Raw genomic sequence first — 24,841 nt, forward strand, 5'->3', positions numbered from 1 at the left:
CTCAGACCGGCCGCTTGGTGCGCATCAACTTGATGTACAGGCGCTCGACTTTCTCCCGCGCCCATGGCGTCTTGCGCAGGAAGGTCAGGCTCGACTTGATGCTCGGGTCGCTCTTGAAGCAACGGATGTCGATGCGTTCGGCCAGGCCCGACCATTCATAGTGCTGCACGAGGGCGTTGAGGATCTGCTCCAGCGTCACGCCGTGCAGTGGATTGTTGTTGGGTTCGGTCATGGGAGGCCTTCGCGCTAAAGGTGTAAAACCGCGCACCTTAGCCGAGGTGCCCTTAGGGTGGAAGCATAGCCTTCATCATGGCCGCCCAGCGCCAGGCGCACTGTTACCGAATCCGAGATGATTCATGTCAACAAAAGCCCTTTCTCTATTGAGAACGGGACATTATCCTTGCGCCACCTGCTGAAACGCTTCTTCTGGCGTGCCGAAGCCTCTGCGTCCAGCTCGATCCTGCTGAAAGATTAAAAAACGCCCAGTGTCCAGACGCTGAAAGACAGCGCTGTCTCGGCGAATTCCTGTGGGAGCGAGCTTGCTCGCGATAACGATTGCACATTCAACCTTGAAGCCAACTGACACGCCGCCATCGCGAGCAAGCTCGCTCCCACAAGGGATCGCGGCAACCGAATTTGCCTTTTTTCAACTGAACCAAGCCCTCGCAAGATCGTCATCTACAGTGACTACTTGCGCGGGACTCCTTAAAACGTCACGGAGAAACACACTATGAGCACTGAGGGTGCTTTGAGTCGAAGCCGTCTGCTACCGAGTTTGCTCGGCATTCTGCTTCTATTGATGGGCCTGGTCCTGTTGGCCGGGGAGTCAAGCTGAGCACGCTTGGCGGCTCGTTGTATTACCTGCTGGCCGGGATCGGCCTGGCGCTGACCGGCGTGTTGCTGATCATGGCCCGTCGCGCGGCCCTGGGCCTGTACGCGCTGGTGCTGTTCGCCAGCACCGTGTGGGCGTTGTGGGAAGTGGGCCTGGACTGGTGGCAACTGGTGCCGCGCCTGGCAATGCTGTTTGCCCTGGGCATCGTCATGTTGCTGCCGTGGTTCCGCCGCCCGCTGTTGACCGCCGAAGCCTCGGCCATGGGCACCCGCGCATTGGGCGCCGCCGTGGTCATCGCCGGTATCGCCGCGCTCGCCAGCCAGTTCACCAACCCGGGTGAGATCAAGGGCCAACTGGACCGCGACAGCGTGCCGGGCATGGCCAACACCGCACCGGCCATGCCGGACGGCGACTGGAACTCCTACGGGCGCAGTGCCCATGGCGACCGCTATTCGCCGCTGGCACAGATCACCCCCGAGAACGTCAGCAAACTGGTGCCGGCCTGGACCTATCGCACCGGCGACCTGCCAGGGCCGAACGACCCGGGTGAAACCACTGCCGAAAACACCCCGCTGAAGGCCAACGGCATGCTCTACGTGTGCACGCCTCACAGCCAGGTGATCGCCCTGGAGCCTGACACCGGCAAGGAAATCTGGCGTTTCGATCCGAAGCTTTCCACGCAAAAAGCGCAAAACTTCAAGGGTTGGGCCCACATGACCTGCCGTGGCGTGACCTATCACGATGACGCCGCGTACGCCTCTGCCGAGCAGAGCCCGACGGGTGCCGCCAGCTCCACGCCGGCCAGCACCGTCTGCCCACGGCGGATCTTCCTGCCGACCGCCGACACCCGTCTGATCGCCCTCAACGCCGACACCGGCAAGATGTGCGAAGACTTCGGCGACAAGGGCCAGGTCGACCTGACCGCCAACATCGGCGGTTTCACGGCCGGCGGTTACTACTCCACGTCGCCACCGGCGGTTACCCAGAACCTGGTGGTGATCGGCGGCCACGTCACCGATAACGTCTCCACCGACGAGCCTAGCGGCGTCATCCGTGCCTACGACGTGCACACCGGCAAGCTGGTGTGGAACTGGGACAGTGGCAAGCCGGACGACACCACACCGATTGCCGAAGGCCAGACCTACACCCGCAACTCGCCGAACATGTGGTCCATGTTCAGCGTCGATGAAAAACTCGGCATGCTCTACCTGCCAATGGGCAACCAGACTCCCGACCAGTTCGGCGGCCTGCGCACGCCGGAGTCGGAAAAATATTCCGCCGGTCTGACCGCCCTGGACATCGCCACCGGCAAGGTGCGCTGGTACTTCCAGTTCACTCACCACGACCTGTGGGACATGGACGTCGGCGGTCAACCGACCCTGATGGACATGAAGACCGCCGATGGTGTGAAACCGGCTGTACTGGCTTCCACCAAGCAGGGCAGCATCTACGTGCTGGACCGCAGCAATGGCCAGCCGATCATCCCGATCAAGGAAATCCCGGTGCCCCAAGGCGCGGTGGAAGGTGACCACACCTCGCCGACCCAACCGATGTCCGACCTGAACTTCGTGCCGCCGGTCCTCAAGGAACGCGACATGTGGGGCGTGACCCCGTTCGACCAGATGCTCTGCCGGATCGACTTCAAGTCGCTGCGCTATGACGGCATGTACACGCCGCCATCGCTGCAAGGCTCGATCGTTTACCCGGGTAACTTCGGCGTGTTCGACTGGGGTGGCATTTCGGTGGACCCGGTGCGCCAGATCGCCTTCGTCAACCCGAGCTACATGGCGTTCAAGTCGAAACTGGTGCCGGCGGCCGAAGTGGCTGGTGGCCCGGGGCGCAAGAGCGAAACCGAAGGCGTGCAGCCGAACAAGGGCGCGCCCTATGGTGTGATCCTCGAAGCGCTGCTCTCGCCAATGGGCCTGCCTTGCCAGGCGCCTGCATGGGGTTATGTCGCGGCCGTGGACCTGACCAACAACAAAACCCTGTGGAAGCACAAGAACGGCACCGTGCGTGACAGCTCGCCGGTACCGATCCCGCTGAGCATGGGCGTTCCGAGCCTGGGTGGCACGTTCACCACCGCCAGCGGCCTGGCGTTCCTGAGCGGCACCCTCGACCAGTACCTGCGTGCCTATGACGTGAAAAACGGCAAGCAACTGTGGGAAGGCCGCCTGCCAGCCGGCGCCCAGACCACGCCGATGACCTACACCGGCAAGGACGGCAAGCAATATGTGCTGGTTGTTGCCGGTGGCCACGGTTCCCTGGGCACCAAGCAGGGCGATTATGTGATCGCCTACAAACTGCCGGATTAAGCGGGAGTGATCGTTCCCACGCTCCTGCGTGGGAATGCATCCGGTGACGCTCTGCGTCATCCTCTCCACAAGCGGAACGCGGAGCGTCCCTGGCGGCGTTCCCACGCAGGAGCGTGGGAACGATCTGGGATAAAACAGGCGCTTATGAAAAAGGCGATACCTTTGCGGGTATCGCCTTTTTTATTATCGATGTCCCCCAGTTAACTGGGGGCAAGCGATATTGGTTACAGTTCGATCCTGACGGCCTGCGAAGCGCGGGTCGCCTTGGCGCGGGCGGCTTCGATGGACTCGTCGCGGGCCAGGGCCACGCCCAGGCGGCGCTGGCCGTTGACTTCCGGTTTGCCGAACAGGCGCAGGGCGGTGTCCGGTTCGCTGAGGGCCGCGCCCAGGTTGGCGAAAGCGGTCTGGGTCGATTGGCCTTCCACCAGGATCACCGCCGAGGCCGAAGGGCCGAACTGGCGGATCAGCGGGATCGGCAGGCCGAGAATGGCGCGGGCATGCAAGGCGAACTGCGACAGGTCCTGGGAGATCAGCGTCACCAGGCCAGTGTCGTGCGGGCGCGGCGAGACTTCGCTGAACCACACCTGGTCACCCTTGATGAACAGCTCGACGCCAAACAGGCCGCGACCACCCAGGGCCTCGGTCACCGCCTTGGCGACGCGTTCGGATTCGGCCAGGGCCACCGGGCTCATGGCTTGTGGCTGCCAGGATTCCTGATAGTCGCCCTTTTCCTGACGGTGGCCGACCGGTGCGCAGAAGGTGGTGCCGCCGACGTGGCGCACGGTGAGCAAGGTGATTTCGTAGTCGAAATCGATGAACCCTTCGATGATCACTCGGCCCTTGCCGGCACGGCCGCCTTCCTGGGCGTAGTCCCAGGCTTTTTGCACGTCATCGGTACTGCGCAGCAGGCTCTGGCCCTTGCCCGAGGAACTCATCACCGGCTTGACCACGCACGGGAAACCCAGGGTCTCCACGGCCTTGCGGTAGTCTTCCACTGTGTCGGCGAAGAAGTACGGCGAGGTCGGCAGGCCCAGCTCTTCGGCGGCCAGGCGACGGATACCTTCACGGTTCATGGTCAACTGCGCGGCACGGGCGGTGGGGATCACGGTGAAGCCTTCGGCCTCCAGTTCCACCAAGGTGGCGGTGGCGATGGCTTCGATTTCCGGCACGATGAAATGCGGCTTCTCGGCCTCGATCACCGCACGCAGGGCAGCACCGTCGAGCATGTTGATCACATGGCTGCGGTGGGCCACTTGCATGGCCGGCGCGTTGGCGTAGCGGTCCACGGCAATCACCTCGACGCCCAGGCGCTGCAGTTCGATTACCACTTCCTTGCCCAGCTCACCGCTGCCACACAACAAAACGCGGGTCGCGGTGGGCGACAATGGGGTTCCGATACGGGTCATCTGAAGGTCCTCAAACAGGAGCGGATCATCGCGGGTTGCGCGCCGGGCGAGCTTCCCATGGGAGAAAGCGCGGCATTTTACATGAACCGCCCGGCGATGGCCTGTTTGCGTAAACGCCAGGCCATGATCAGCCAGACGGCGGTGACCCCGGCGAATTTCGAGAGCAGGGCGGTGATCACCACAGCAGGCGTCAGGGCGTCGATCAAACCGAAGAAGATGAACGTGTCCAGGGGAATGCTCAGGGCCGAACTGATCCACAACCGGTCATGGAGTGGGCGCTTGGTGATCGTGAACACCAGCCAGTCGATGCACTCGGACACCGCGAATGCCGTGGCGCTCGCCAGGGCGATGGTCGGGTCCGAGGTGACATAGGACAACACCAGCGCCACCAGCATCGCCGCAATGGCACCGTGGCCGAAGCGGGTCTGCACCATGTCCCGCAGGATAAACACCAGGCCACCCCAGGCCGACCAGATAATGTCCAGGTGCGGTGCGGCGGAAAACGCGAAGTTGATCAGCACGACACTGCTGATGTAGGCGAGCAGGAAAAGCATGGGGCGGGGTACCTGAATGGAATGTCGGCAGAACAATTGATTATCTGGCCGGGATCCGCAAGGTGATATTCAAATCCCCCGCCCAACCGCTCGTCTAAAACCTGTTCGGATCTGTCAACTCTGACAGTAGGCCCCCACGCGCATTCGAGCTCTGATAGAGCCTCGGTATATCTGTTCCATTCCGTGGGGATTACTCATGACCGACTCATCGAAAACGGCTGATTCCACCATACTTGACCTGTACCCGCCCAGCTTACCCGGCGCCACCCAGCCCGTGGCAGGCGCCGACTATGGTGTCCCCATCCACCTTTATGTGCCGCTGCCCTTCGGCTGCGAAGTGTTGGTGCAGGCTTATTGGGGCCAGCAGCCAAACGACAACGTTTCGATCAACCTCAATGGTGAGGAGGCGCTGGATAGCAAACAGACTCAGGGCCTCGATGATGATGTCACGTTGTACATTCCACATGGCAAATTGTTGCCCGGCCTGGTCAATCGACTGACGTACACCGTGAAACGCCCCGGTATGAACGATCAAACCTCGACCCCTCCGCTGGAGATCCTGTACAACAGCATCCGACCGGGCAACCAGGACAGGTCACCGGGTGAGCCCGGGCATTCGGAACTGGTGTTGCTATTGCCGGACGAAATCAAGAACGGTGTGGGCCCAGGTTTCGTCAGTGCGACGGTCTGCGTGGAATACCCCTACTGCCGGGCCTATGACGAAATCCGGCTCAACTGTAATGGCCGTGACGTATTTCACAAGGTGGATGCAACCCAGGCCCCCGCCCCGCCAAACCACGGCTCGGCGACGCCTACCCGGATATGTTTCGACGTCACCAGCGCCGATCTGGTCGACGATCCTGAATTCATGTTTTCCTTCACTGTCAGAGACCAACTCTTTAACAGCCCGGATCTCGACAACGTTTGGTCGGCCGTGCAAATAGTGGATGTGGACAAGGCCGGGCAAAGACTGTTGGCGCCGATTCCACGGGAAATCCTGAGCGAAGCGGGCGATGACCCAAGCATCATCGATCTCGACAAACTGGGTGCCAACCCGCTGTCGTTGATCATCCTGACCAGCGACCCGCGTTTTATGCCTGGGGACCTCATCGAGGCAACTTATACGGCCAAAGTCATGGGCCAGCCGGAGGTCGTGGTGCCCGTGACGGGCATTGTCGAGGTGGATGAGTTGGGGCAGAAAAAGGCCTGCGTGCTTCAGATCCCTAACGACAAGGTCTTCCGGGACAGTACCGTGCACGTGTCATACAGGTTGTTGAGGGGCACCACACCCATAGGCTCTTCAAAAACCGCAATTGCGACGGTCATCGGCACTGCACGGGGGTTGCCACCACCCGAAATCGAAGAGGCCACTGGCAGCGTGCTCGATCCTATCAAGGCCGCCAGTACACTGACCGCGCTGGTGCCGCATTACCAAGGCATGCTGAGCACGGACAAGGTGAGCGTGACCTGGGCCGGGCACGGCACGCCGGAGGGGGGCTCGCACACCACCACGCCGCAAGAGGTGGGGACGGTGGGTGAGAAACCGATCGGTCTGCCACCCGAGGTCGTGGCCTACAGTCTGGGCAGGTCGGTGACGGTCATCTACACCGTGACGCGCGACGTGACCTGGCCACCGTCGCCGCCCCTGACATTGACTGTGCTGGAGCTTTCCGCGCTGCCCAGACCCTTGATCGTGGATGCCGCCAATGGCGGTGTGGGCGCTGAGTTCAACATCGACAGCTTCGCCGGAGACTCCCGCGTCGACGTGGAGCCCTGGCCGCTGATCGCCGCAGGCCAGTGCGTGTGGTTGCGTGCTGAAGGGACTGACTTGATCGGCGTGGATTTCAGTATTGATCTGTACACCGCGAGGCCGGTGAGCCCCGGGGAAGTGACTGCGGGCCTGTCGATAGTGCTGCCGCGGACCCAGATCAATCGCTTGCGCAACGGCTCGGACCTCAAGCTTATCCTGGATGTGACCTTCAATCGCAGCGTTGATAAAAGCCAGGCCACCGCCTTTCCAATACGAACTTATCTGGTAACCCCGTTGCCCCTGGATGACGTGTCCAGATTTGAAAACACTAACTGGAATGGATGGCGTGCTGGACCGGCGGCGCAGGATCCGCGGGATTGGAATTTTAGTCAGGGCGAAGGCGGACGCACATACCTGGGCAATGGAACCTATACCAATAATTCCGCCGGGATCGTGCTATGGAAGGGCTACATCGGTCTGAGGGTAGGCGCACGCTACGAATTCAGTCTCGATGCACGACGCCACGCCAACACGTCCGATGCGGTGCCCAGCCTGTCGCTTGCGACGAAAACCCATGGACGTATCAGTGAGGTTGTCACCTTGGCAACGACCACCTGGCAAGTGCTCAGGGGTGAATTTGTCGCGACTGAGCGGGAAATCGAGCTGCATGTCAACAGTCACCAAGCCAGTGGCATGGGCAATGACTACTACGTGACCGACATCCGTCTGCGCATGCTGTAGCCAAGGTTACGCCGTCATGAGCGAGTGATGGGAGACGATGCCCGTGGCACAGGGGCCAGTGAACGGCCCCTCATTCTTCGTCGCTACCCTCCGCCTTCCAATACCCCACCGCCTTCACGAAATCCTGGTCCAGGCCTTTCTCCTCCAGCAACACCTTGCGAATCTGCCGCGACACCTTGCTTTCGGTCGCGACCCAGGCGTACAGCTTGCCGCCGGGCATTTCCAGCTGTTGCACGGTGCGCAGCAGGTTGTCCTGGCGGCCTTCGCGCAGCACCCAGATCACGTGCACCTGCGCCGGGCTTTGGAGCACTTGCTGTTCGGCGCCGTTTTCCACTTCCACCACCACCAGGGCACGCCGGTTGGACGCCAGGCCTTCGAGGCGGCGGGCGATGGCGGGCAGGGCGGTTTCGTCGCCGATCAGCAGGTAGCTGTCGAAGATGTCCGGCACGATCATCGAGCCCCGTGGCCCGGCTATGTGGAGGTATTGGCCTGGCGCCGCCTGGGCCGCCCAGGTAGATGCCGGGCCGTCGCCGTGAAGCACGAAATCGATGTCCATCTCCAGGGTGTCCAGGTCATAGCGGCGCGGGGTGTAGTCGCGCATCTCTGGCATTGGCCCCTGAGCCTTGCCGGCGCCGGGGTTGAAGTTTTCCAGGGCGGCATGTTCCTCGGCGTTCTGCGGGAACAGCAACTTCACGTGATCGTCGGTGCCGAGGCTGACGAACCCGGCCAATTCCGGCCCGCCGACGGTGATGCGGCGCATGCGTGGGGTCAGGTCCTGCACCCGCAACACCTGCAGGCGACGGCGTTTGATCTCGTGGGTGACGCGGTGAATGGCGTTTGGATCGACTTCAGTCATTGGCTTGACTCCGAGACAGGTGGACGGTCGGTGCTGTCGATAATGGCTTTGGCGGTGTCGTTGAGCAGGTCGCGCACCCGCCGGATTTCTTCCGGGCTCCAGTGGCCAGGATGCTTTTGCAGCGCATGCCGCAGGTTATACACCGCTTCCTGGATTTCCGGGGGACGATCATGGCCGCGCAGCGTGCGCTTGCTGATTTCAATGCGCGTGCGCACCTCATTCAACGCTTGGGCCTGGTCCTCAAGTAATAGACGTCCGGCATCGGTCACGCTGTAGCATTTTTTTCCATCATCGACGCCGCAGGTGACCATTGCGCTCATTTCCAGGAAGGACAGGGTCGGGTAGATCACGCCGGGGCTGGGGCTGTAGGCGCCGTCGAACATGTTTTCGATCCGGCGGATCAGGTCATAACCGTGGCAAGGTTGTTCGGCAATCAGCGCCAGTGACAGCAACTTCAGGTCACCGGCGGCAAAGACCCGTGGGGCGCGACTGTTACGTTCACGGCGCGCCGAGTGTCGTTCGAAACCGTCGTGTTCGTATTCGCGTTTGAAATGGGAATAAGGATCTGTCATATGCGTTCTCCGTTCTGCATAAGATAGGGCTGAGATATAACTTTGCCGTGAGATATATCTTTAAGGATGGATATAACTAGGAACTAAGATATATCGAGTTTCGTTGCCCGCTACTTCTGATGAAACAAGACCTTACCTGAATACGATATGGCAGTGGATGATGGGATTTTGCGGCGGTTTTTCTTGACTTTGAAGGGCGCGGCGATACTGCTGGGCGTGTGGGCCGTTTCTGACATACAAACTTAAATTTTATAAAGAATCGGGTATTTTTCGCCCATTCGTGTGCCGGTTTTACTACACGCTTGTGGGAATCTGCCTGCTTTTTTTAATTGCAAAGAGCCGATCATGCCCCAGCGTTGGAGGAGCAGATCAAGTTGTTGTTGAACTGCCACTTCAACCTTTCTCTTTATGCCAAGAACAGGTGTTAACAACATGCTCAAACAATTCGTAACCGCTGCTTCCCTGACTGCCGCTGCCTTGGGCGCTTCGCAGGTATTCGCGCTCGATGATGCACGCTCCGCTATCCACATCACCGCGAACATCCCGACCCAGCAGTTCCACGTGCAGCCACGTGACCCGAACTTCGGTAAGGATGAAATCATGAGCTACAACACGGTCAGTGGCACCCTGACTTCGCTGCGCCAGACCTTCGACGTGAAGAACACCGAAGGTTCGGTCCATGCCTACATCGAGGGTGGCCCGGCGGCGCTGTACAACGGCAGTGACTCCATTGCCCTGACCACCAACTTCAATGGCGTCACCCTGACCGCCATCGCTCAGGAAGTGGTGGATGATGCGACGTCCACTCCAGGCACCCAGGCTGACATGACCATTGTCGCGGCCAAGCCTCTGGATACCCAGAACGGTCTGTACACCGCCGACATGACCGTGATCTTCGACGCCGTGCCGCGCCCGTGATCCTGTTCGATGCCCGGTGAGTTCCAGCTCACTGCACGGGCATCGCCGCAGGCCGTCCGGCGCTCCCCAGCCGGGCGGCCAGCACCTGAAACGCCTTGATCGCTCGCAGATTATGAGAATCCGTTGATGTTTCCGATGACACCCATCGCGGGTGCGCTCGCGCTATTGTTGTGCGCGAATGCATGGGCCGCGCCGACTGCCCCCGGTACGACACCGAGAAGCCTGTTGTCCCAGGCCAAGGGCCTGCCGGCGGAGTTTGAATCGCACTTCTTCGATGTGCCTCTGGCGGTTCGTATTGAACTCAATCAACAGTACCTCGGCGAAGCCATGGTGGTCTTGTCGCGGGACGATCGTATAACCCTGCTCGAATTCACCGACACGCACGACAGCACGATAAAAGCTGTCGAGCGCGACCAATGGGCGCAGCATCTCAAGCAAGGACAAGTACTGGGCGCCTGTGAAGGCAGCTGTCCGTCAGGGCTGCTGGCCGTGCACTACAGCCTTGAAAATTCATTGGTGTCGATACTGACCCGGGATGTCGAGCGAGGCACCGAAGCCAAGCGCTATTACGATCAACCGGAAGGCGGCAGCCTCGGCCTGATCTTCAACAACCAACTGAACATCAACGGTGGCCAGGAGCAGGACACGGGCGGGCGTTATGGCCTCAATGCCAGTTCCAGCGTGGGCAACTGGAGCCAGTCGCTGGACCTTCAGCTTTCGCGTCTTGGCGGGCCGGACGACAAGCTGTACCGCGCTGTCCATGAGCTCCATACCCAACGAGAAATGGAGGGGACTTTTTTCCGCCTGGGCTATTTCACGCCCAGCTCCGATGGTTTGAATCGGCAGATCCGTTCGTTCGGCGCCAACCCGGACACCGCGTTGGGGGTGATGTACGGCAGCTCCGACAGCCTGGCGATCGAAAATCCCAAACCCAGCGTCTACCCCATTTATGTCACCGCCAGCCGCCAGGCGTCGGTGGAGATTTACCGCAGCGGGCTGCTGATCAACACTCAGGCGGTCAGCGCCGGCTTGCAGAGCCTGGACACCCGGCCCTTGCCCGGCGGTATCTATGAAGTGGAAGTGCGGCTGATCGAGGACGGGCAAACCACCGCCACCAGCCAGGAGCTGGTCTACAAGCCCAATAACTGGAGCGACGCGGAGGACCGCTGGCGCTACAACCTGTTCGCCGGGCGCGAGACCAGGCTCTGGAGCAACTGGGAAGACCAGCCCTCGGGGTTCACGACAGCGGGCGTCGGCTTCAACTACCTGCTGCATCCGCGGGTGATCCTGGGCGCCTCCACGCGCCAGGTGCAGGACAAACTGCAAGTGGGCACCTCGGTGGATTGGACGCTGGCGACCAACACCAGCCTGTACGCCAACGTCTATCAGACCCAGCAGTACGGCACCGGCATGGACGTGCAAGGCTTGTACAGCTATGGCCATGGCAGCGTGGTGGCCAGCCACAACCGCAGTTGGCTGGACACCCGCAACACCTATGAAACCCTTGCGGACGGCACTCGTATCCGCCAGCGCAACGTGTTCGTCGGCCATACCAGCAACTCGTCGCTGTCGGTCAACCATCGCTTGAGCAACAAGACCTCCGTCAACGGACGGCTGGCCTACAGCGAAGGCAATGTCCAGGGCACCGGCCTGGACCTGGGCTGGACCCAGCGCGGCAAGTTGCGCGGCAGCGATGCCAACTGGCGGCTGTCGGTGTTCGACCGCCCCGGCACCTCAAGTACCGCCGACCGGCGCAATCGCGGCGTCGACCTGAGCGTCAGCGTCGCCCTGGGCGGGCCGGGCGAGTACTGGTCGGGCAGCATCGGCACCCGCACCTCGCGGGACGGCGATCGCGACCACAATGCCTCGCTGACCTATCGCCGGGACCTGGAAGATCACGTGTTGCAAAGCGTCTCCGCCACGGCGCTGGCCGACACCTATGGCGTGGGCCTGTCCGGCATCGCCAGTTTCATGACCGATTCGCTTTACGGCGACGGTTTCGTCCAGCGCTCATCCTATAACGACAACCTCACCGGCGGCCTGAACCTGAGCAGCACCGTGGCCGTGGGCGACCAGAAAGCCGCCTTCACCGGCCTGCCCCAGGGGCGCGGCGCGGGCATGATCGTCGATGTGGAAACCGACCTGGACGATGTCGCCCTGCGCGCCGATGACTTGACCGGTGGCAGCACGGCGTTGCGTCCGGGCCGTAACTTCGTCCCTATCACCGCCTACAAAAACAGCATGGTGACCTTCGACTTCGACGGCGTGCATCCGCCGGCGGCGAACATCGAGCCTTCGCGCACCCGTTATCACCTGAACAAGGGTGGGGTGGACTACCGCAAGATCCACGTGATGAAAACCGTGACCGTGCTCGGGCGTTTGCTCGACGGGCAGGGCCAGCCGCTTCGGGGCCATCACGTGATCAACCACGCCAGTCGCGGCATCAGCGAGGTGGACGGGTTCTTCTCCATGGAAATGAATGCCGGCTCGCCCACCCTGGAAGTGCGCTACGGCAATGAGTTGTTCTGCCGGTTCCGCCTCGACCCGGACAACGCCGGCCGCGAAGGCGATGTGCTGATGATCGGTGACTTGCGCTGCACGCCGGACACCCTGGCCGATACGACGCTGGCCGAGGCCGGGACGAAGCAGCGCTCATGAGAACCGTGGGAGCAAAGCTTGCTCGCGATGAACGATAACGCCGTTCACCTGAAGACCCGGGCGCCTGCATCGCGGGCAAGCCTTGCTCCCACAGGTGAGTTGCTCACCACCTATTTGCAATGATTTGTCTTGATGTATGAGGTTGTATAAATGAAACCCTTATCGGTTGCAGTGCGCAGCGTGGTCTCGGTGTTGTTGTTTGCGTGTGTGCCTATGGCCAATGCCTTGACCCAGGACATTAGCGCACTGTTCAGGCCTGACTCATCGAAACCCAACGAAAATACCTTTCTCAATACCACGCCTGTTAGCGGTTACTGCGCACAATATCCGTCGGAATGCAGGGCAACAAAGATGTTCAGCATTCGGTTGCCCTTTATCTTCAGTTCGACCAGTCCTATTCAAGCCAACCATGGGGATGCTCGACAGGGCGCGATGTTTAAACTCCCTACTACTTGGCGCACGACACAGGTGACCCATTCAGTGACGGGTGAAACCGAGGTCGTTGAAGTGCGCTGGTCCGGTATAGGTTCGACATACCGACTCTCTGGTAACGTCATCGACTTGGTAGGTGGCGGCGTGTCGCTCTTGATCGCCCATCAACGATTATGGAGCGGTCTTAGTTGGGTATATGCCCCATCGCCTTGTAGATACAGCGGTATAGGGTTGTATACCAATACCGACTACACCTTCTTCTGGAAAACCCCGGTAGAGGGGGTATGTGCAAAAGGGGCCAATTATTTGATCCCTGGCTTTTCTTACCGCTATCTGGACTTTGCCTACGAACTGCGCACCCCCAACCCACTGAAAATGTCGTCCGGCCAATACACCGGGTCGCTGACTTATAGCGTCGGGCCGGGGCAGGACATTGACATGGGCGATGTCATGCTCCCCAACGATTCGGCGCTCACGCTCAATTTCAATCTTGAAGTCCAACACACCCTCCAGGTGGAAGTCCCCCCCGGCGGCAACCGCGTGGAACTGGTCCCCCAGGAAGGCTGGCAATCCTGGCTGAACAGCGGCCGCAAACCAACGCGGTTGTTTCGTGACCAGCGCTTCCATATCTCCGCTTCCTCACGTTTCAAGATGGCGCTCGAATGCCAAATCATCAGTGGCAATACCTGCGCGATCTCCGAAGCCGGCACCGGTCATGCCGTGCCGGTGGATGTCAGCGTCAGCTTGCCCGATGGCTTGACCGACGCCGCCGGGCAACCGGTCAACCGCCGCCGGTTACTGCGTGACGGCAGCGGCACCGAACTGTTCCAGCCAGGTTTCTATGTCGATCGCCGGCCGGGCACCCTGCACTTTGAAGTGGCCCGCACCAGCGTCGAAGAGATGCTCGACAGCGGCGCCAAGGCCTACACCGGCAACGTCACCGTTATCTGGGATTCGGAAGTTTAAAAAGGAGTGGCTTGGGCGGTCCGGGCCGATTTGAGGGTGAGGTAGAGATGAAGCAGTTACCAATGGCAGTGCAAGGCATGGTATCGGTGGTGGTGTTGACGTGTGCATCGACGGCTGATGCCGTGAGCAAGGATATCAGCGCGATCTTCAGGCCCGATCCCTCGAAGCCCAACCAAAACACCTTTCTCAATACCACCCCGGTCTCGGGTTATTGCGCACTGTATCCGGCGGTATGCGATGCGGAAAAAATGTTCAGCATCCAGCTGCCCATTGTCTTCGACTCCACCGGTCCCATTCAGGCCAATCATGGGGATTCCCGGCAAGGGGCAATGTTCGATGTACCGGCCACTTGGCGTCTGGCACAGGTGACCCATACGGGTACGGGCGAAACTGAAATTGTTCAAGTTCGCATCTCCGGCATAGGTTCGCGTTACCAACTTCCTGTCAGCGTAATCAGCCTGGTGGGCGGCGGTGTGGATCTCTCAACCGCTCATACCAGGTTATGGAGCGGTTCCAGCTGGAGGTATGCGCCTTCGCCCTGTCGATCCAGTAATTTTGCGACCATGAACGAGTGGATCTATAACTTTTTCTGGAAGACACCGACCGAGGGTGTGTGTGCCAAAAGGGCCAGCTACTTGATCCCCAGCATGTCCTACCGCCACTTGGATTTCGCCTACGAACTGCGCACCCCCAACCCATTGAGGATGTCGTCCGGCCAATACACCGGTTCAGTGAGCTATGGCGTTGGGCCGGGACAAGACTTCGACATGGGCGACGTCATGCTCCCCAGTGACTCGGTGATCACCCTCAATTTCAAACTCGATATCGAGCACACCCTCCAGGTCGAAGTGCCCCCTGGCGGAAACCTCGTGGAACTGGTGCCTCCGCAAGGCTGGCAAGCCTGGCTGAACAGCGGACGAAAACCGGCGCAGCTGTTTCGCGACCAACGTTTCCATATCTCGGCCTCGTCACGTTTCAAGATGGCCATCGAATGCCAGCACACCAGCGGCAACACCTGCGCGATTGCCGAAACCGGCACCGGTCATGCCGTGCCGGTGGACGTCAGCGTGACCCTGCCCGACGGGTTGACCGACGCCGCCGGGCAATCGATCAACCGCCGCCGATTACTGCGTGACGGCAGTGGCACCGAGCTGTTCCAGCCGGGTTTTTACATCGATCGCCGGCCGGGCACTCTGCATTTTGAAGTAGCCCGCACCAGCGTCGAAGAGATGCTCGACAGCGGCGCCAAGGCCTATGCCGGCAACGTCACGGTGATCTGGGATTCAGAAGTCTGAGTGCCCTTAGGGCCAGCCATATTCAGTGAGTTACGTTTAATGCATGAGGTTAAAGAAGTGATGAAACATCTATGGGCATGGATTGGGTTTTATCTGTTTTGCGGTATGGCCCAGGCCGGGCCGCAGATTGGTGTCGGGGTGGTCTACGACTATCTGGATGGCGACAAAAGCACCTACATGAAACGGGTGTTCAACGGCGGGACGTCCACGGCATTCGTCAAGGTCAACATTCTGGAAATCATCTACAACGAGGACGGCACCTATCAGGAAGTGCCGCTGCAGAACCAGGCCAGTGCCATGGCCAAGGACGGCCTGATGGCCAGCCCGGCGCGGCTGATCGTGCCGGCCAACGGCATGCAGGGCACACGCTTGCTGTTCATGGGCAACCGCGACAAGGAGCGTTACTTCCGGGTGCGTTTCGTGCCGGTGGTGCCGGAAGCGGAGGACGAATTCGCCGTCAGCGCCGAGGAGCGCGAAGAGTACAAGAAGGAACGCGTGGCGGCGGGGGTCAAGGTCCTGGCGGGCTACGGCACGGTGTTCTTTGTGCGTCCCAAGGACACCCGTTTCGAGACGGTGATCGATGACAGCGCCAGTCGCTACGTGATGCGCAACAACGGCAACAGCGTCCTGGTGCTCGATGAGTTCAAGGATTGTGCGGTGAAGAAAGAAAACGACTGCCGGCCGACCACCAAACACCACGTCATGGCCGGTCGCTCGTTTTCGTTCGACAAGGAGGCGGGGCGTGAATATCGCTTCACGCTGATCGAGGGCGGCCAGAGCAAGACCGTCGAGATCAAGGGTTGACGGTTGCCGTCGCCGAACCGTCGTTGACGCCACAGGTAATCAAAATGTTCAAGACACTGCTAAGTTCCCTCGCATTGACCGCTCTGATGTTGCCCTGGAGCCCTGCCTGGGGCGCGGTCGAACGGGAAACCTTCGAACTCTACGTGACCATCCCGACGCTGGATTTCTATGTGCTGCCCCTCGATCCGCAGTTGGTCCAGCGTGAACAACGCTTGCCCTTCAGCACCATCACCAACGAGCTCAGCCCGTTGCGGGCGACCTATGAGGTGAAGAACAGCAACGGTGCTATCGGCGCGCGCCTGGCCGAAGAGGCGTACCTATCCAACGGTCGTGAGCGCATCGACCTGCGGGTACGGTTCAACAACGTCGAGTTGACCCTGGATTCGAACCACGTGGTGTCAGCTATCGAGGCCCGGCCCGGACGCCAGGTGCCGCTGGAAATCGCCGCCATCAAACCCGCCGACGAATACAAGCCCGGCGATTACTACGGCACGGTGCACATGGTGTTCGATGCCATTGCGCCGTGAGGCGCAAAGGTGTGGGTTGGAATACGGGCTACGAGCGTCCCGGTTCTGTAGGAGCTGGCGAAGCCTGCGATCTTTTGATCTTGATCGTTCCCACGCTCCTGCGTGGGAATGTCGCCAGGGACGCTCCGCGTTCCGCTTCTGGAAGGTGACGCAGAGCGTCACGGGATGCATTCCCACGCAGAGCGTGGGAACGATCAACATAGCTGCTGCAGGTGCAACCGGCGGGAGTAAGCGCCCTCGCCACAAGGTGGTCTCCACTTCGTTTCATTACTCTGAAAAGGTATCAAGCATGTTTAGAAAAGTGATGTTCATGACGACCCTTGCAACCCTGAGTCCTTCACTGGTGCTGGCGGCTGATGATGCACGCACCGCCATCCATATCACCGCGAACATTCCCAACAAGCAGTTCCATGTGCAGCCGCGCAATCCGGACTTCGGCAAGGATGAGGTCATGCATTTCGACCCGGTGAACAGCCAACTGAGCCCGCTGCGCCAGACCTTCGATGTGAAGCACACCGATGGCTCGGTCCACGCCTATCTCGAGGGCGGCCGGGCGTGGTTGACCAACGGCAGTGACGCCATTCCCCTGCTTGTCAGGTTCAACAATATCCGCCTGACCGGTGTGTCCCAGGAAGTGGTGGATGACGCAACGTCCACGCCAGGCACCCAGGCGGACATGCACATCATGGCCTCGGACAAGGTCTACGATGGTCAGCACGGCCTGTACACCGCCGACTTGACCGTGATCTTCGACGCGGTGCCTCGCGTAACCCCTTGACCCACACCGCGTCGCTGACCATCAGTGGCTCGTTACCAAGGGCTTGCACTGGGTGTGGCTGCCCGGTTGCAAGTAGGGCGAGAGGAACGGCGCCATGCCCTTGAGCACCTGCACCGGCAGGGCCGAGGTGAACTTGAAGTTCTGCGCCGACGCGCCTGGCACGAAGGCGGTCAAGGTGCCGAAATGACTGTCGCCGATGTAGAAGACGAAGGTGGCGGTGCGGTTGATCGACTTGGAACTGATCACTCGCCCGCCGGAGCCGACGGCTTCGATGCGGTTGTCACCGGTACCGGTCTTGCCGCCCATGGCCAACGGTGTGCCATCGGCCAGTTTGAAACTGCCGGCCACGCGTTTCGCGGTGCCGGCATCCACCACCTGGGACAGCGCGCCGCGCAAGGCCTGGGCCACTTCCACCGGCATCACGCGCTTGCCGTTATCCGGATTGCTCACCAGCCGTGTCTCGTAAGGCGTACCGACGGCAAAGTCCAGGCTGTCGACGCGCAGCGCGGGCTTGCGGATGCCATCGTTGAGGATAGTGCCCACCAGTTCCGCCAGCGCGGCGGGGCGGTCGCCGGAGCTGCCGATGGCGGTGGCCAGCGACGGTACCAGGTGGTCGAAAGGGTAGCCGACTTGTTGCCAGCGCTGATGGATATCCAGGAAGGCTTCGATCTCCAGCATGGTGCGGATGCGACTGTCGCGGGCGCTCTTGTGCCGGCTCTTGAACAGCCAGCTGTAGACTTCCTGGCGCTCGAACTCACTGGCCTTGACGATCTGGCTGAACTTGGCGTCGGGGTTGTTCAGCAGGTAACCCATCAACCACAGGTCCAGCGGGTGGACCTTGGCGATGAAGCCTTGGTCCGGCAGGTCATAGGCGCCGGGGCCGTAGCTCTGGTAGAGCCGTTCCAGGCGTTCGTCGGTGAGTTTTTCGGCTCCCTTGGCCGACTTCAAGTGCGCGCGCACGAAGCGGTTGAAGCTCTCCTGGCTGTCGTTGGGAAAGAAATAACGGTGCACGGCGGCCAGGCGGATCGCCGTAGGGCGCATGCCGTCGAGGAAGGTTTCCAGGCGTTGGCCGGTGTCCTTTTTCTGATACTTCTTCCAGAACCTGAGCAGGAACGAGGTGCCTTCGCGGTCTGCGAACTGGGCCAGGTATTCCTGGCGGCGCGGGTCCTTGTCGTCCTTGAGCAGTTCGGAACTGTTATTGGGGCCGGCATAGGTGGCGTAACGCACCAGGTCGCGCATCAGGCGGATGAAAGGCAGGTTGATCGATTCACGCAGGGCGTCGCGCAGCGTGGGGATGCGGCCATTGTCCTCGTTACGGAAGTTGTGGAAGGTGTGCAGCCCGCCACCGGTAAAGAACGCTTCTCCGGGGCTGGCTGAATAGGTGCGGTCCAGCGCGGCTTCAAGCATTTTCGGCAGGCTGCGGTCGGTGTTCTGGGTCAGGTAGTCCACGGCCCAGCGGGAGAGGCGGTCCGGCTCGGCGATGTCGACTTTCTTCAATGCCGCCGGGGTTTGCTGGGCATAGCGCTCGTGCAGCTCGGCGATGATCTGCAGATACGTGGTGAGCACCCGCAACTTGGCGGTGGAGCCCAGTTCCAGCTTGCTGCCTTCGTTGATGTCGAAGGGCTGGTCGGTGCTGTCGGTCTGCACCCGCACGCGCGAGCCGTCGGGGGTCAGTTCCAGCAGGGTGAAGCTGTAGCGCACCTGGGTGGTGCTGGTGGGGGTCAGCAGGCGTTCGCCCATCAGGCCGATCTCGGTCGCGAAGGCCGGGTCGGCCAAGCGCTTGAGGTAGTCGGTGGCCTGGGCCTGCAAGTCGCTTTGCAAGGTGCTGGTGGCGGAGAGGTCGAGGCGATCGAGGTCGTACAGCGGACGATTGAGCAGGGCTGCGAGGCGACTGCGGGCGGCGCTGATGCCTTTGTTGGTTTCGTTGGGCTGGACGGTCGGGTCCTGTACCCAGTCGCGATAACCGACCTGGCTCGCCAGGGCTGCCTCGGACAGTGCCGCATCGATCACGCCGTTCTGCGCCAACAGCCGGATGTGGCTGTCGGTCAGGCGCGCCAGTTCATCGCGACCCTTGGACAGGTAATGGGAGGGGCGGCGCTGGGCGATCATCAACGACAGCATTTCCCGCAGGGCCAAGCCTTTTTCCGCCAGGCTCTTGGGGTCGGTGGCGGTACTGAACAGCTGTTCATTGGCCCGCTTGAAATCGGCGCCGTACCAGACCCGCAAGCCTTCAGCCATGCCATGGACTTCACCATGCCCGGGCACGGCGGAGAGCGGCACGCTGTTGAGGTAGTCGCGAATGATCCGCTGCCGCGCCTCGAGGGTTTGCGGACCGGCCTGATAAGCCCGCACGCTGGCGGAAATCATCTGGCGGATTTTCTCCGCGCCGGACACGGTCAGGCCCTCAGGCGAGTGACGGTACTTCTCCAATTGTGTCGCCAGCGTGCTGCCCCCAGCGGATTGTCCCGGCAGGCTCAACAGCTTGGCGACCTGCGACCAGGCCGCCATGCCGAAGCGTGGCCAGTCTACCGCCGGGTTGGCCAAAGGTTGCTTGGGGTCGAGCAGGAAGCGGTTTTCGATAAACAACAGGCTCTGCACCACCACGGGCGGGATCGCTTCGAAGTTCGCATACAGTTGCTGCGGGTACTTGAACTGATAGACCGGTGCGGCGCGGCAGTCGGTGATAGTCAGGCCGGCCTGGATCTTTTCCGAATAGGGCACGAACAGACCTTTCTCGACGTAGCCCATCAAGGCCGGCGAGAACTGCGCCTGGGCCTGGATCACGTAGTCGCGCTTGAGCAGGCGCGGCAGGAATTCCCCCAGCGCGCTGTAGCCCAAGCGCCGGTCGAACGGGCCTGCACCCGGGTAAACGATGGCATCGCTGCGCCCCGGCTGCACCGCATAGCTCAGGGACGCAGCGTATTTGCTGATCTCCCGGGCCTGAAATCGCGAGGTGCGCATTTCCTTGGCCACCGCCAGGCCGACCACCACCACGATAATCAGCAGCAGTAACCAGAATGCCCGCCAGCCGTGTCGTGCGCGGCGTTTTTTTTGAGGTAAAGGCGCTTCTTCCATACGTTCAGTCGGGACCACAGGTTCATTCGAATCGGTTTGCCACAAAGCGCCCATAGTCGACTGATCCATTCACGCAGATTGATCGGACTTGCTTGAAGCTTAGACGGTGGTTGGCGTGGGGGGAGGGGAAATTGTCTGCCCTCGTCTGTCAGGAGGCTCCAGTGGTGCCGCTCTGTCGGTGTGATCGTTCCCCACGCTCTGCGTGGGAATGCATCCCGTGACGCTCTGCGTCACCTTCCAGAACCGGAACGCGGAGCGTCCCTGGCGACATTCCCACGCAGGAGCGTGGGAACGATCAAAAACTGCGGGCGCTGCGAAACGGGGAGTTGTCCGAAAGCCCTGCGCTAGAGCCATCTACCCATGCCAAAACATGACGCTGCACCAATGCTGTGCAATACTCGGCGCCGTTTCCGTATGACCTGAAATCCCAGACAACGCCTCTCCAAAAGCCACTTCCGACGCAGGCTTATCCCTGAATTTCCCAGGTTTTACAGTGAAACTCTCTATCCCTGGCTTTTTATACTGCATGGCCCGCTGATCCTGAGGTTGTCGTTCCACAGGACGGTCTGCCCACAAGACAGACCCGGTTTCGGCAAGGCGGCAGGCTCACCGGCCTGTGGCTTTGGACACTCGGTGGCTAATCCAATAACAAGACGAGGTTGTATCCCTATGCCTGTCGGCAATCATCTGCCCCATGGCGAGACCACCCAGGGTGGTCCGCTCAAACGTGAACTCGGTGAGCGGCATATCCGCCTGATGGCGCTCGGCGCCTGCATCGGTGTCGGGCTGTTCCTCGGTTCGGCCAAGGCCATTGAAATGGCCGGTCCGGCGATCATGCTGTCCTACATCATTGGCGGCCTGGCGATCCTGGTGATCATGCGCGCCCTTGGCGAAATGGCCGTGCATAACCCCGTGGCCGGTTCGTTCAGCCGCTATGCCCAGGACTACCTCGGCCCGCTGGCAGGCTTCCTGACCGGTTGGAACTACTGGTTCCTGTGGCTGGTGACCTGCGTGGCGGAAATCACCGCGGTAGCGGTGTACATGGGCATCTGGTTCCCTGATGTGCCCCGCTGGATCTGGGCCCTGGCGGCGCTGGTCAGCATGGGGTCGATCAACCTGATCGCGGTCAAGGCCTTCGGTGAGTTCGAATTCTGGTTCGCCCTGATCAAGATCGTCACCATCATCGCCATGGTCATCGGCGGCGTCGGCATCATCGCCTTCGGGGTCGGCAACGACGGCGTGGCCCTGGGCATTTCCAACCTCTGGGCCCACGGCGGCTTCATGCCCAACGGCGTGTCCGGCGTGTTGATGTCCCTGCAAATGGTCATGTTCGCGTATCTGGGCGTGGAGATGATCGGCCTGACCGCCGGTGAGGCGAAGAACCCGCAGAAAACCATTCCCAACGCCATCGGCTCGGTGTTCTGGCGAATCCTGCTGTTCTACGTCGGCGCGCTGTTCGTGATCCTGTCGATCTACCCGTGGAACGAGATCGGCACCCAGGGCAGCCCGTTCGTGATGACCTTCGAGCGCCTGGGCATCAAGACCGCCGCCGGCATCATCAATTTCGTGGTGATCACCGCCGCACTGTCGTCCTGCAACGGCGGGATCTTCAGCACCGGGAGGATGCTCTACAGCCTGGCGCAGAACGGCCAGGCCCCGGCCGGTTTCGCCAAGACCTCGGCCAACGGCGTACCGCGCCGCGCATTGTTGCTGTCCATCGCCGCATTGCTGTTGGGCGTGCTGCTCAACTACCTGGTGCCGGAGAAAGTCTTCGTCTGGGTGACGTCGATTGCCACCTTCGGCGCGATCTGGACCTGGGTGATGATCCTGCTGGCCCAGCTCAAGTTCCGCAAAAGCCTCAGCGCTTCAGAGTGTGCGGCCCTGAAATACCGCATGTGGCTGTACCCGGTCAGCTCGTACCTGGCGCTGGCCTTCCTGGTGCTGGTGGTGGGCCTGATGGCTTATTTCCCGGACACCCGCGTGGCGCTGTATGTCGGCCCTGCGTTCCTGGTGCTGCTGACGGGGCTGTTTTATACCTTCAAGTTGCAGCCGACGGGCGATGTACAGGGTTCGGTGCGTTCAGCTTCGTAACCTGATAGTGCTGTCAAACAAGAGCCCCGGTCGGAATGACTGGGGCTTTTTCGTAGGAATGAACCTAACCGTCCGTCGAAATCCCATCCGAGCTATGGTGCATGGTGTCCTTCAGCGAGCAAAGCCGCCGAGGCCAGGCGAGTCCGGTCCATAGTGTCAGACCTTCGATATGCTCGGTGAGGACTGCCCGACCACCGACATACGGACAAATCCAGACGAACCCAAGGCCGCGGAAAGCGAAGCAAAACCAACCAGATCGCGACGGGTAAACGTCAGCACCTTCCGTGACGAATGAACCATCGGGGTGGATGGTTAATCGTGAGGAAGTTGGTGTCTACTGTCAGAACTTACAGGTGGGTCGTATATCTGGAACAAGAGCCGGTGATGCGATGTTCTTCAGGGAGTGATAACCCCGTGGTGAGGGGGCAAGCTCCCTCGCCACAAGGGCTTGTGTGTACCCATAAATATCCGGTGTTTATGCCGCTGCTATTTCCTGCGGCTCAAAACTGTCCGCCCGCGCCATCTGCCACATCCGCGAATAAAACGCTCCATTGACCTCACCCGTCAGCAATTCCCCTGGCTTGAGAAACACATGCAACTGAGAGAACAACTTGATCTCAGTCGCCGACATACGCCGTACCAGATGTTTGGGCTGCAATTGCGACGGATGCTCAAGCCCGGCGGCGGCGAGCATTTCGGCCAGGGCCTTGAGGGTGTTGCGGTGGAAGTTGTAGACCCGTTGGGCTTTATCCGGGACGACCAGAGCGCGCTGGCGCAGGGTGTCCTGGGTGGCGACGCCAGTCGGGCATTTGTTGGTGTGGCAGCTTTGCGACTGGATGCAGCCGATGGCGAACATGAAGCCACGCGCGGCGTTGGCCCAGTCGGCACCGATGGCCAGGACGCTGGCGATGTCGAAGGCGCTGACGATCTTGCCGCTGGCGCCGAGCTTGATCTTGTCCCGCAGGTTCAGGCCCACCAGGGTGTTGTGCACGAACAAAAGGCCCTCGCGCAATGGCACACCGATGTGGTCGGTGAATTCCACTGGCGCCGCGCCCGTGCCGCCTTCCTTGCCGTCGACCACGATGAAGTCGGGCAGGATCCCGGTTTCCAGCATGGCCTTGGCGATACCCATGAACTCCCACGGGTGACCCAGGCAGAACTTGAAGCCCACCGGTTTGCCGCCGGACAGTTCGCGCAGTTGCTGGACGAACTGCATCAGTTCGATCGGCGTGGAAAACGCGCTGTGACGTGACGGCGAAACACAATCCTCGCCCATAAGGATGCCCCGGGTCTCGGCGATTTCCCGGGTGACCTTGTGCTTGGGCAAGATCCCGCCATGGCCGGGTTTGGCGCCCTGGCTCATCTTGATTTCAATCATCCGTACCTGCGGGTTCTGCGCCTGGGCGGCGAAGCGTTCCGGGTCGAAGCGTCCGTCGGGGGTGCGACAGCCGAAATAGCCGCTGCCCAGTTCCCAGGTCAGGTCGCCGCCGTGTTCGCGGTGGTAGGGGCTGATGCTGCCTTCACCGGTGTCGTGGGCGAAATTGCCGAGCTTGGCCCCCTGGTTCAACGCCCGGATGGCGTTGGCGCTCAGGGAACCGAAGCTCATGGCCGAGATGTTGAACACCGACGCCGAGTACGGCTGGGTGCATTGCGGGCCGCCGACCGCCACGCGAAAACCGCTGGGATCGCTCAGCGGGGCCGGGCGCATGGAATGGCCGATGAATTCGAAGCCGGTCTGGTAGACGTCGATCAAGGTGCCGAACGGCTTGTCGGCGCTTTCGTTCTTGGCCCGGGAATACACCAGCGAGCGTTGGGCCCGGGAGAAGGGCAGGGCATCGCTGTCGGATTCAAGCAGGTACTGGCGGATCTCCGGGCGGATGCCTTCGACCAGGTAGCGGATGTTGCCCAGGATCGGGTAGTTGCGCCGTACGGCGTGGCGGCTTTGCAACAGGTCGAACACCCCCAGCAGGCTCAACAGCCCGGTCACCAGCGCGATCGGCCAAAGCCAGTCGTGTTGCAGGAACGGCAGGCTGGCGAGGGTGAAGATGACACAGCCGGCAAAGAAGGCGTAGCGACTCAGCAGAGACAGGCTCATACGGTTTCCTTGGGAGGGAGCGATTGGCGAGACATTAGCTTGGAATGCGACCTGTGGCGAGGGCGCGGGGTTGGTGTTTCGATCGTTCCCACGCTCTGCGTGGGAATGTTGCCAGGGACGCTCTGCGTTCCGATTCTGAAATGTGACGCAGAGCGTCACTGGATGCGTTCCCACGCAGA

At 61.0% G+C, this 24,841-nt stretch carries 17 protein-coding genes and 1 pseudogene; 10 read left to right on the top strand and 8 right to left on the bottom strand.

The genetic code is table 11. From position 1 onward, the window contains the following. Position 1: 1 nt before the first annotated feature. Positions 2 to 232, bottom strand: a complete 231-nt coding sequence (locus tag AB4O22_RS02170; RefSeq protein WP_003205228.1) for a VF530 family protein — start codon at positions 230 to 232, stop codon at positions 2 to 4. A 498-nt stretch (positions 233 to 730) separates the two neighbouring features. Here AB4O22_RS02170 and AB4O22_RS02175 point away from each other — a divergent pair. After that, a pseudogene (locus AB4O22_RS02175) lies at positions 731 to 3,144 on the top strand (glucose/quinate/shikimate family membrane-bound PQQ-dependent dehydrogenase). A gap of 224 nt (positions 3,145 to 3,368) precedes the next feature. Here the strand turns inward: AB4O22_RS02175 and purT are convergent. Both purT and AB4O22_RS02185 read right to left on the bottom strand, forming a co-directional pair. Further along, positions 3,369 to 4,550 carry a formate-dependent phosphoribosylglycinamide formyltransferase gene (gene purT / locus AB4O22_RS02180; protein ID WP_003205223.1) on the bottom strand — a complete coding sequence of 394 codons (1,182 nt, stop codon included), beginning with the start codon at positions 4,548 to 4,550 and terminating at the stop codon, positions 3,369 to 3,371. A gap of 77 nt (positions 4,551 to 4,627) precedes the next feature. Next, the gene (locus tag AB4O22_RS02185) at positions 4,628 to 5,104 is read right to left on the bottom strand and encodes a preQ0 transporter (RefSeq protein WP_003205220.1); all 477 of its coding nucleotides are present in this window, start codon (positions 5,102 to 5,104) and stop codon (positions 4,628 to 4,630) included. A gap of 196 nt (positions 5,105 to 5,300) precedes the next feature. Here AB4O22_RS02185 and AB4O22_RS02190 point away from each other — a divergent pair, with 196 nt between their 5' ends. Next, on the top strand, positions 5,301 to 7,595 hold the full coding sequence (locus AB4O22_RS02190) for a hypothetical protein (RefSeq protein WP_460095818.1): 2,295 nt from the start codon (positions 5,301 to 5,303) through the stop codon (positions 7,593 to 7,595). Positions 7,596 to 7,665: 70 nt separating this feature from the next. Here AB4O22_RS02190 and AB4O22_RS02195 read toward each other — a convergent pair whose 3' ends face one another. The 3 genes from AB4O22_RS02195 to AB4O22_RS02205 form a co-directional block, all read right to left on the bottom strand. After that, the gene (locus AB4O22_RS02195) at positions 7,666 to 8,451 is read right to left on the bottom strand and encodes a siderophore-interacting protein (protein WP_027911403.1); all 786 of its coding nucleotides are present in this window, start codon (positions 8,449 to 8,451) and stop codon (positions 7,666 to 7,668) included. Next, the gene (locus AB4O22_RS02200) at positions 8,448 to 9,023 is read right to left on the bottom strand and encodes a PadR family transcriptional regulator (RefSeq protein ID WP_223471455.1); all 576 of its coding nucleotides are present in this window, start codon (positions 9,021 to 9,023) and stop codon (positions 8,448 to 8,450) included. Before AB4O22_RS02200 ends, AB4O22_RS02195 begins: the two co-directional genes overlap by 4 nt. Before the next feature lie 242 nt (positions 9,024 to 9,265). Then, the gene (locus tag AB4O22_RS02205) at positions 9,266 to 9,457 is read right to left on the bottom strand and encodes a hypothetical protein (protein ID WP_460095819.1); all 192 of its coding nucleotides are present in this window, start codon (positions 9,455 to 9,457) and stop codon (positions 9,266 to 9,268) included. Here AB4O22_RS02205 and AB4O22_RS02210 point away from each other — a divergent pair. The 7 genes from AB4O22_RS02210 to AB4O22_RS02240 all read left to right on the top strand — a co-directional run bounded on the left by AB4O22_RS02210 (position 9,456) and on the right by AB4O22_RS02240 (position 17,401). Continuing rightward, the gene (locus tag AB4O22_RS02210; protein WP_003205213.1) at positions 9,456 to 9,941 is read left to right on the top strand and encodes a CS1 type fimbrial major subunit; all 486 of its coding nucleotides are present in this window, start codon (positions 9,456 to 9,458) and stop codon (positions 9,939 to 9,941) included. The two genes, AB4O22_RS02205 and AB4O22_RS02210, sit on opposite strands and share 2 nt — an antisense overlap. Before the next feature lie 126 nt (positions 9,942 to 10,067). After that, positions 10,068 to 12,599 carry a CS1-pili formation C-terminal domain-containing protein gene (locus AB4O22_RS02215; protein WP_223471456.1) on the top strand — a complete coding sequence of 844 codons (2,532 nt, stop codon included), beginning with the start codon at positions 10,068 to 10,070 and terminating at the stop codon, positions 12,597 to 12,599. A gap of 150 nt (positions 12,600 to 12,749) precedes the next feature. Continuing rightward, on the top strand, positions 12,750 to 13,997 hold the full coding sequence (locus tag AB4O22_RS02220) for a hypothetical protein (protein ID WP_460095820.1): 1,248 nt from the start codon (positions 12,750 to 12,752) through the stop codon (positions 13,995 to 13,997). Between the two features lie 62 nt (positions 13,998 to 14,059). Next, entirely contained in the window at positions 14,060 to 15,292 is a 1,233-nt protein-coding gene (locus tag AB4O22_RS02225; protein ID WP_013694143.1) for a hypothetical protein, read from the top strand. A gap of 60 nt (positions 15,293 to 15,352) precedes the next feature. Continuing rightward, complete coding sequence (locus AB4O22_RS02230) at positions 15,353 to 16,096, top strand: molecular chaperone (protein ID WP_460097775.1); 744 nt, start codon at positions 15,353 to 15,355, stop codon at positions 16,094 to 16,096. 44 nt (positions 16,097 to 16,140) lie between these two features. Next, a complete protein-coding gene (locus AB4O22_RS02235; protein WP_460095821.1) occupies positions 16,141 to 16,623 on the top strand; it encodes a CS1 type fimbrial major subunit in 483 nt (160 codons plus the stop codon). 289 nt (positions 16,624 to 16,912) lie between these two features. Next, the gene (locus AB4O22_RS02240; protein WP_460095822.1) at positions 16,913 to 17,401 is read left to right on the top strand and encodes a CS1 type fimbrial major subunit; all 489 of its coding nucleotides are present in this window, start codon (positions 16,913 to 16,915) and stop codon (positions 17,399 to 17,401) included. Positions 17,402 to 17,422: 21 nt separating this feature from the next. Here the strand turns inward: AB4O22_RS02240 and AB4O22_RS02245 are convergent, their stop codons facing one another. Then, entirely contained in the window at positions 17,423 to 20,530 is a 3,108-nt protein-coding gene (locus AB4O22_RS02245) for a transglycosylase domain-containing protein (RefSeq protein WP_460095823.1), read from the bottom strand. Positions 20,531 to 21,145: 615 nt separating this feature from the next. Between AB4O22_RS02245 and AB4O22_RS02250 the strand changes: the two genes are divergently transcribed. Beyond that, positions 21,146 to 22,567, top strand: a complete 1,422-nt coding sequence (locus AB4O22_RS02250) for an amino acid permease (protein WP_223471459.1) — start codon at positions 21,146 to 21,148, stop codon at positions 22,565 to 22,567. A 475-nt stretch (positions 22,568 to 23,042) separates the two neighbouring features. Here AB4O22_RS02250 and AB4O22_RS02255 read toward each other — a convergent pair whose 3' ends face one another. After that, positions 23,043 to 24,662 carry an FMN-binding glutamate synthase family protein gene (locus AB4O22_RS02255; RefSeq protein ID WP_223471460.1) on the bottom strand — a complete coding sequence of 540 codons (1,620 nt, stop codon included), beginning with the start codon at positions 24,660 to 24,662 and terminating at the stop codon, positions 23,043 to 23,045. Positions 24,663 to 24,841: the final 179 nt, after the last annotated feature.

This window comes from Pseudomonas sp. S3_B11 (genome assembly GCF_054667715.1).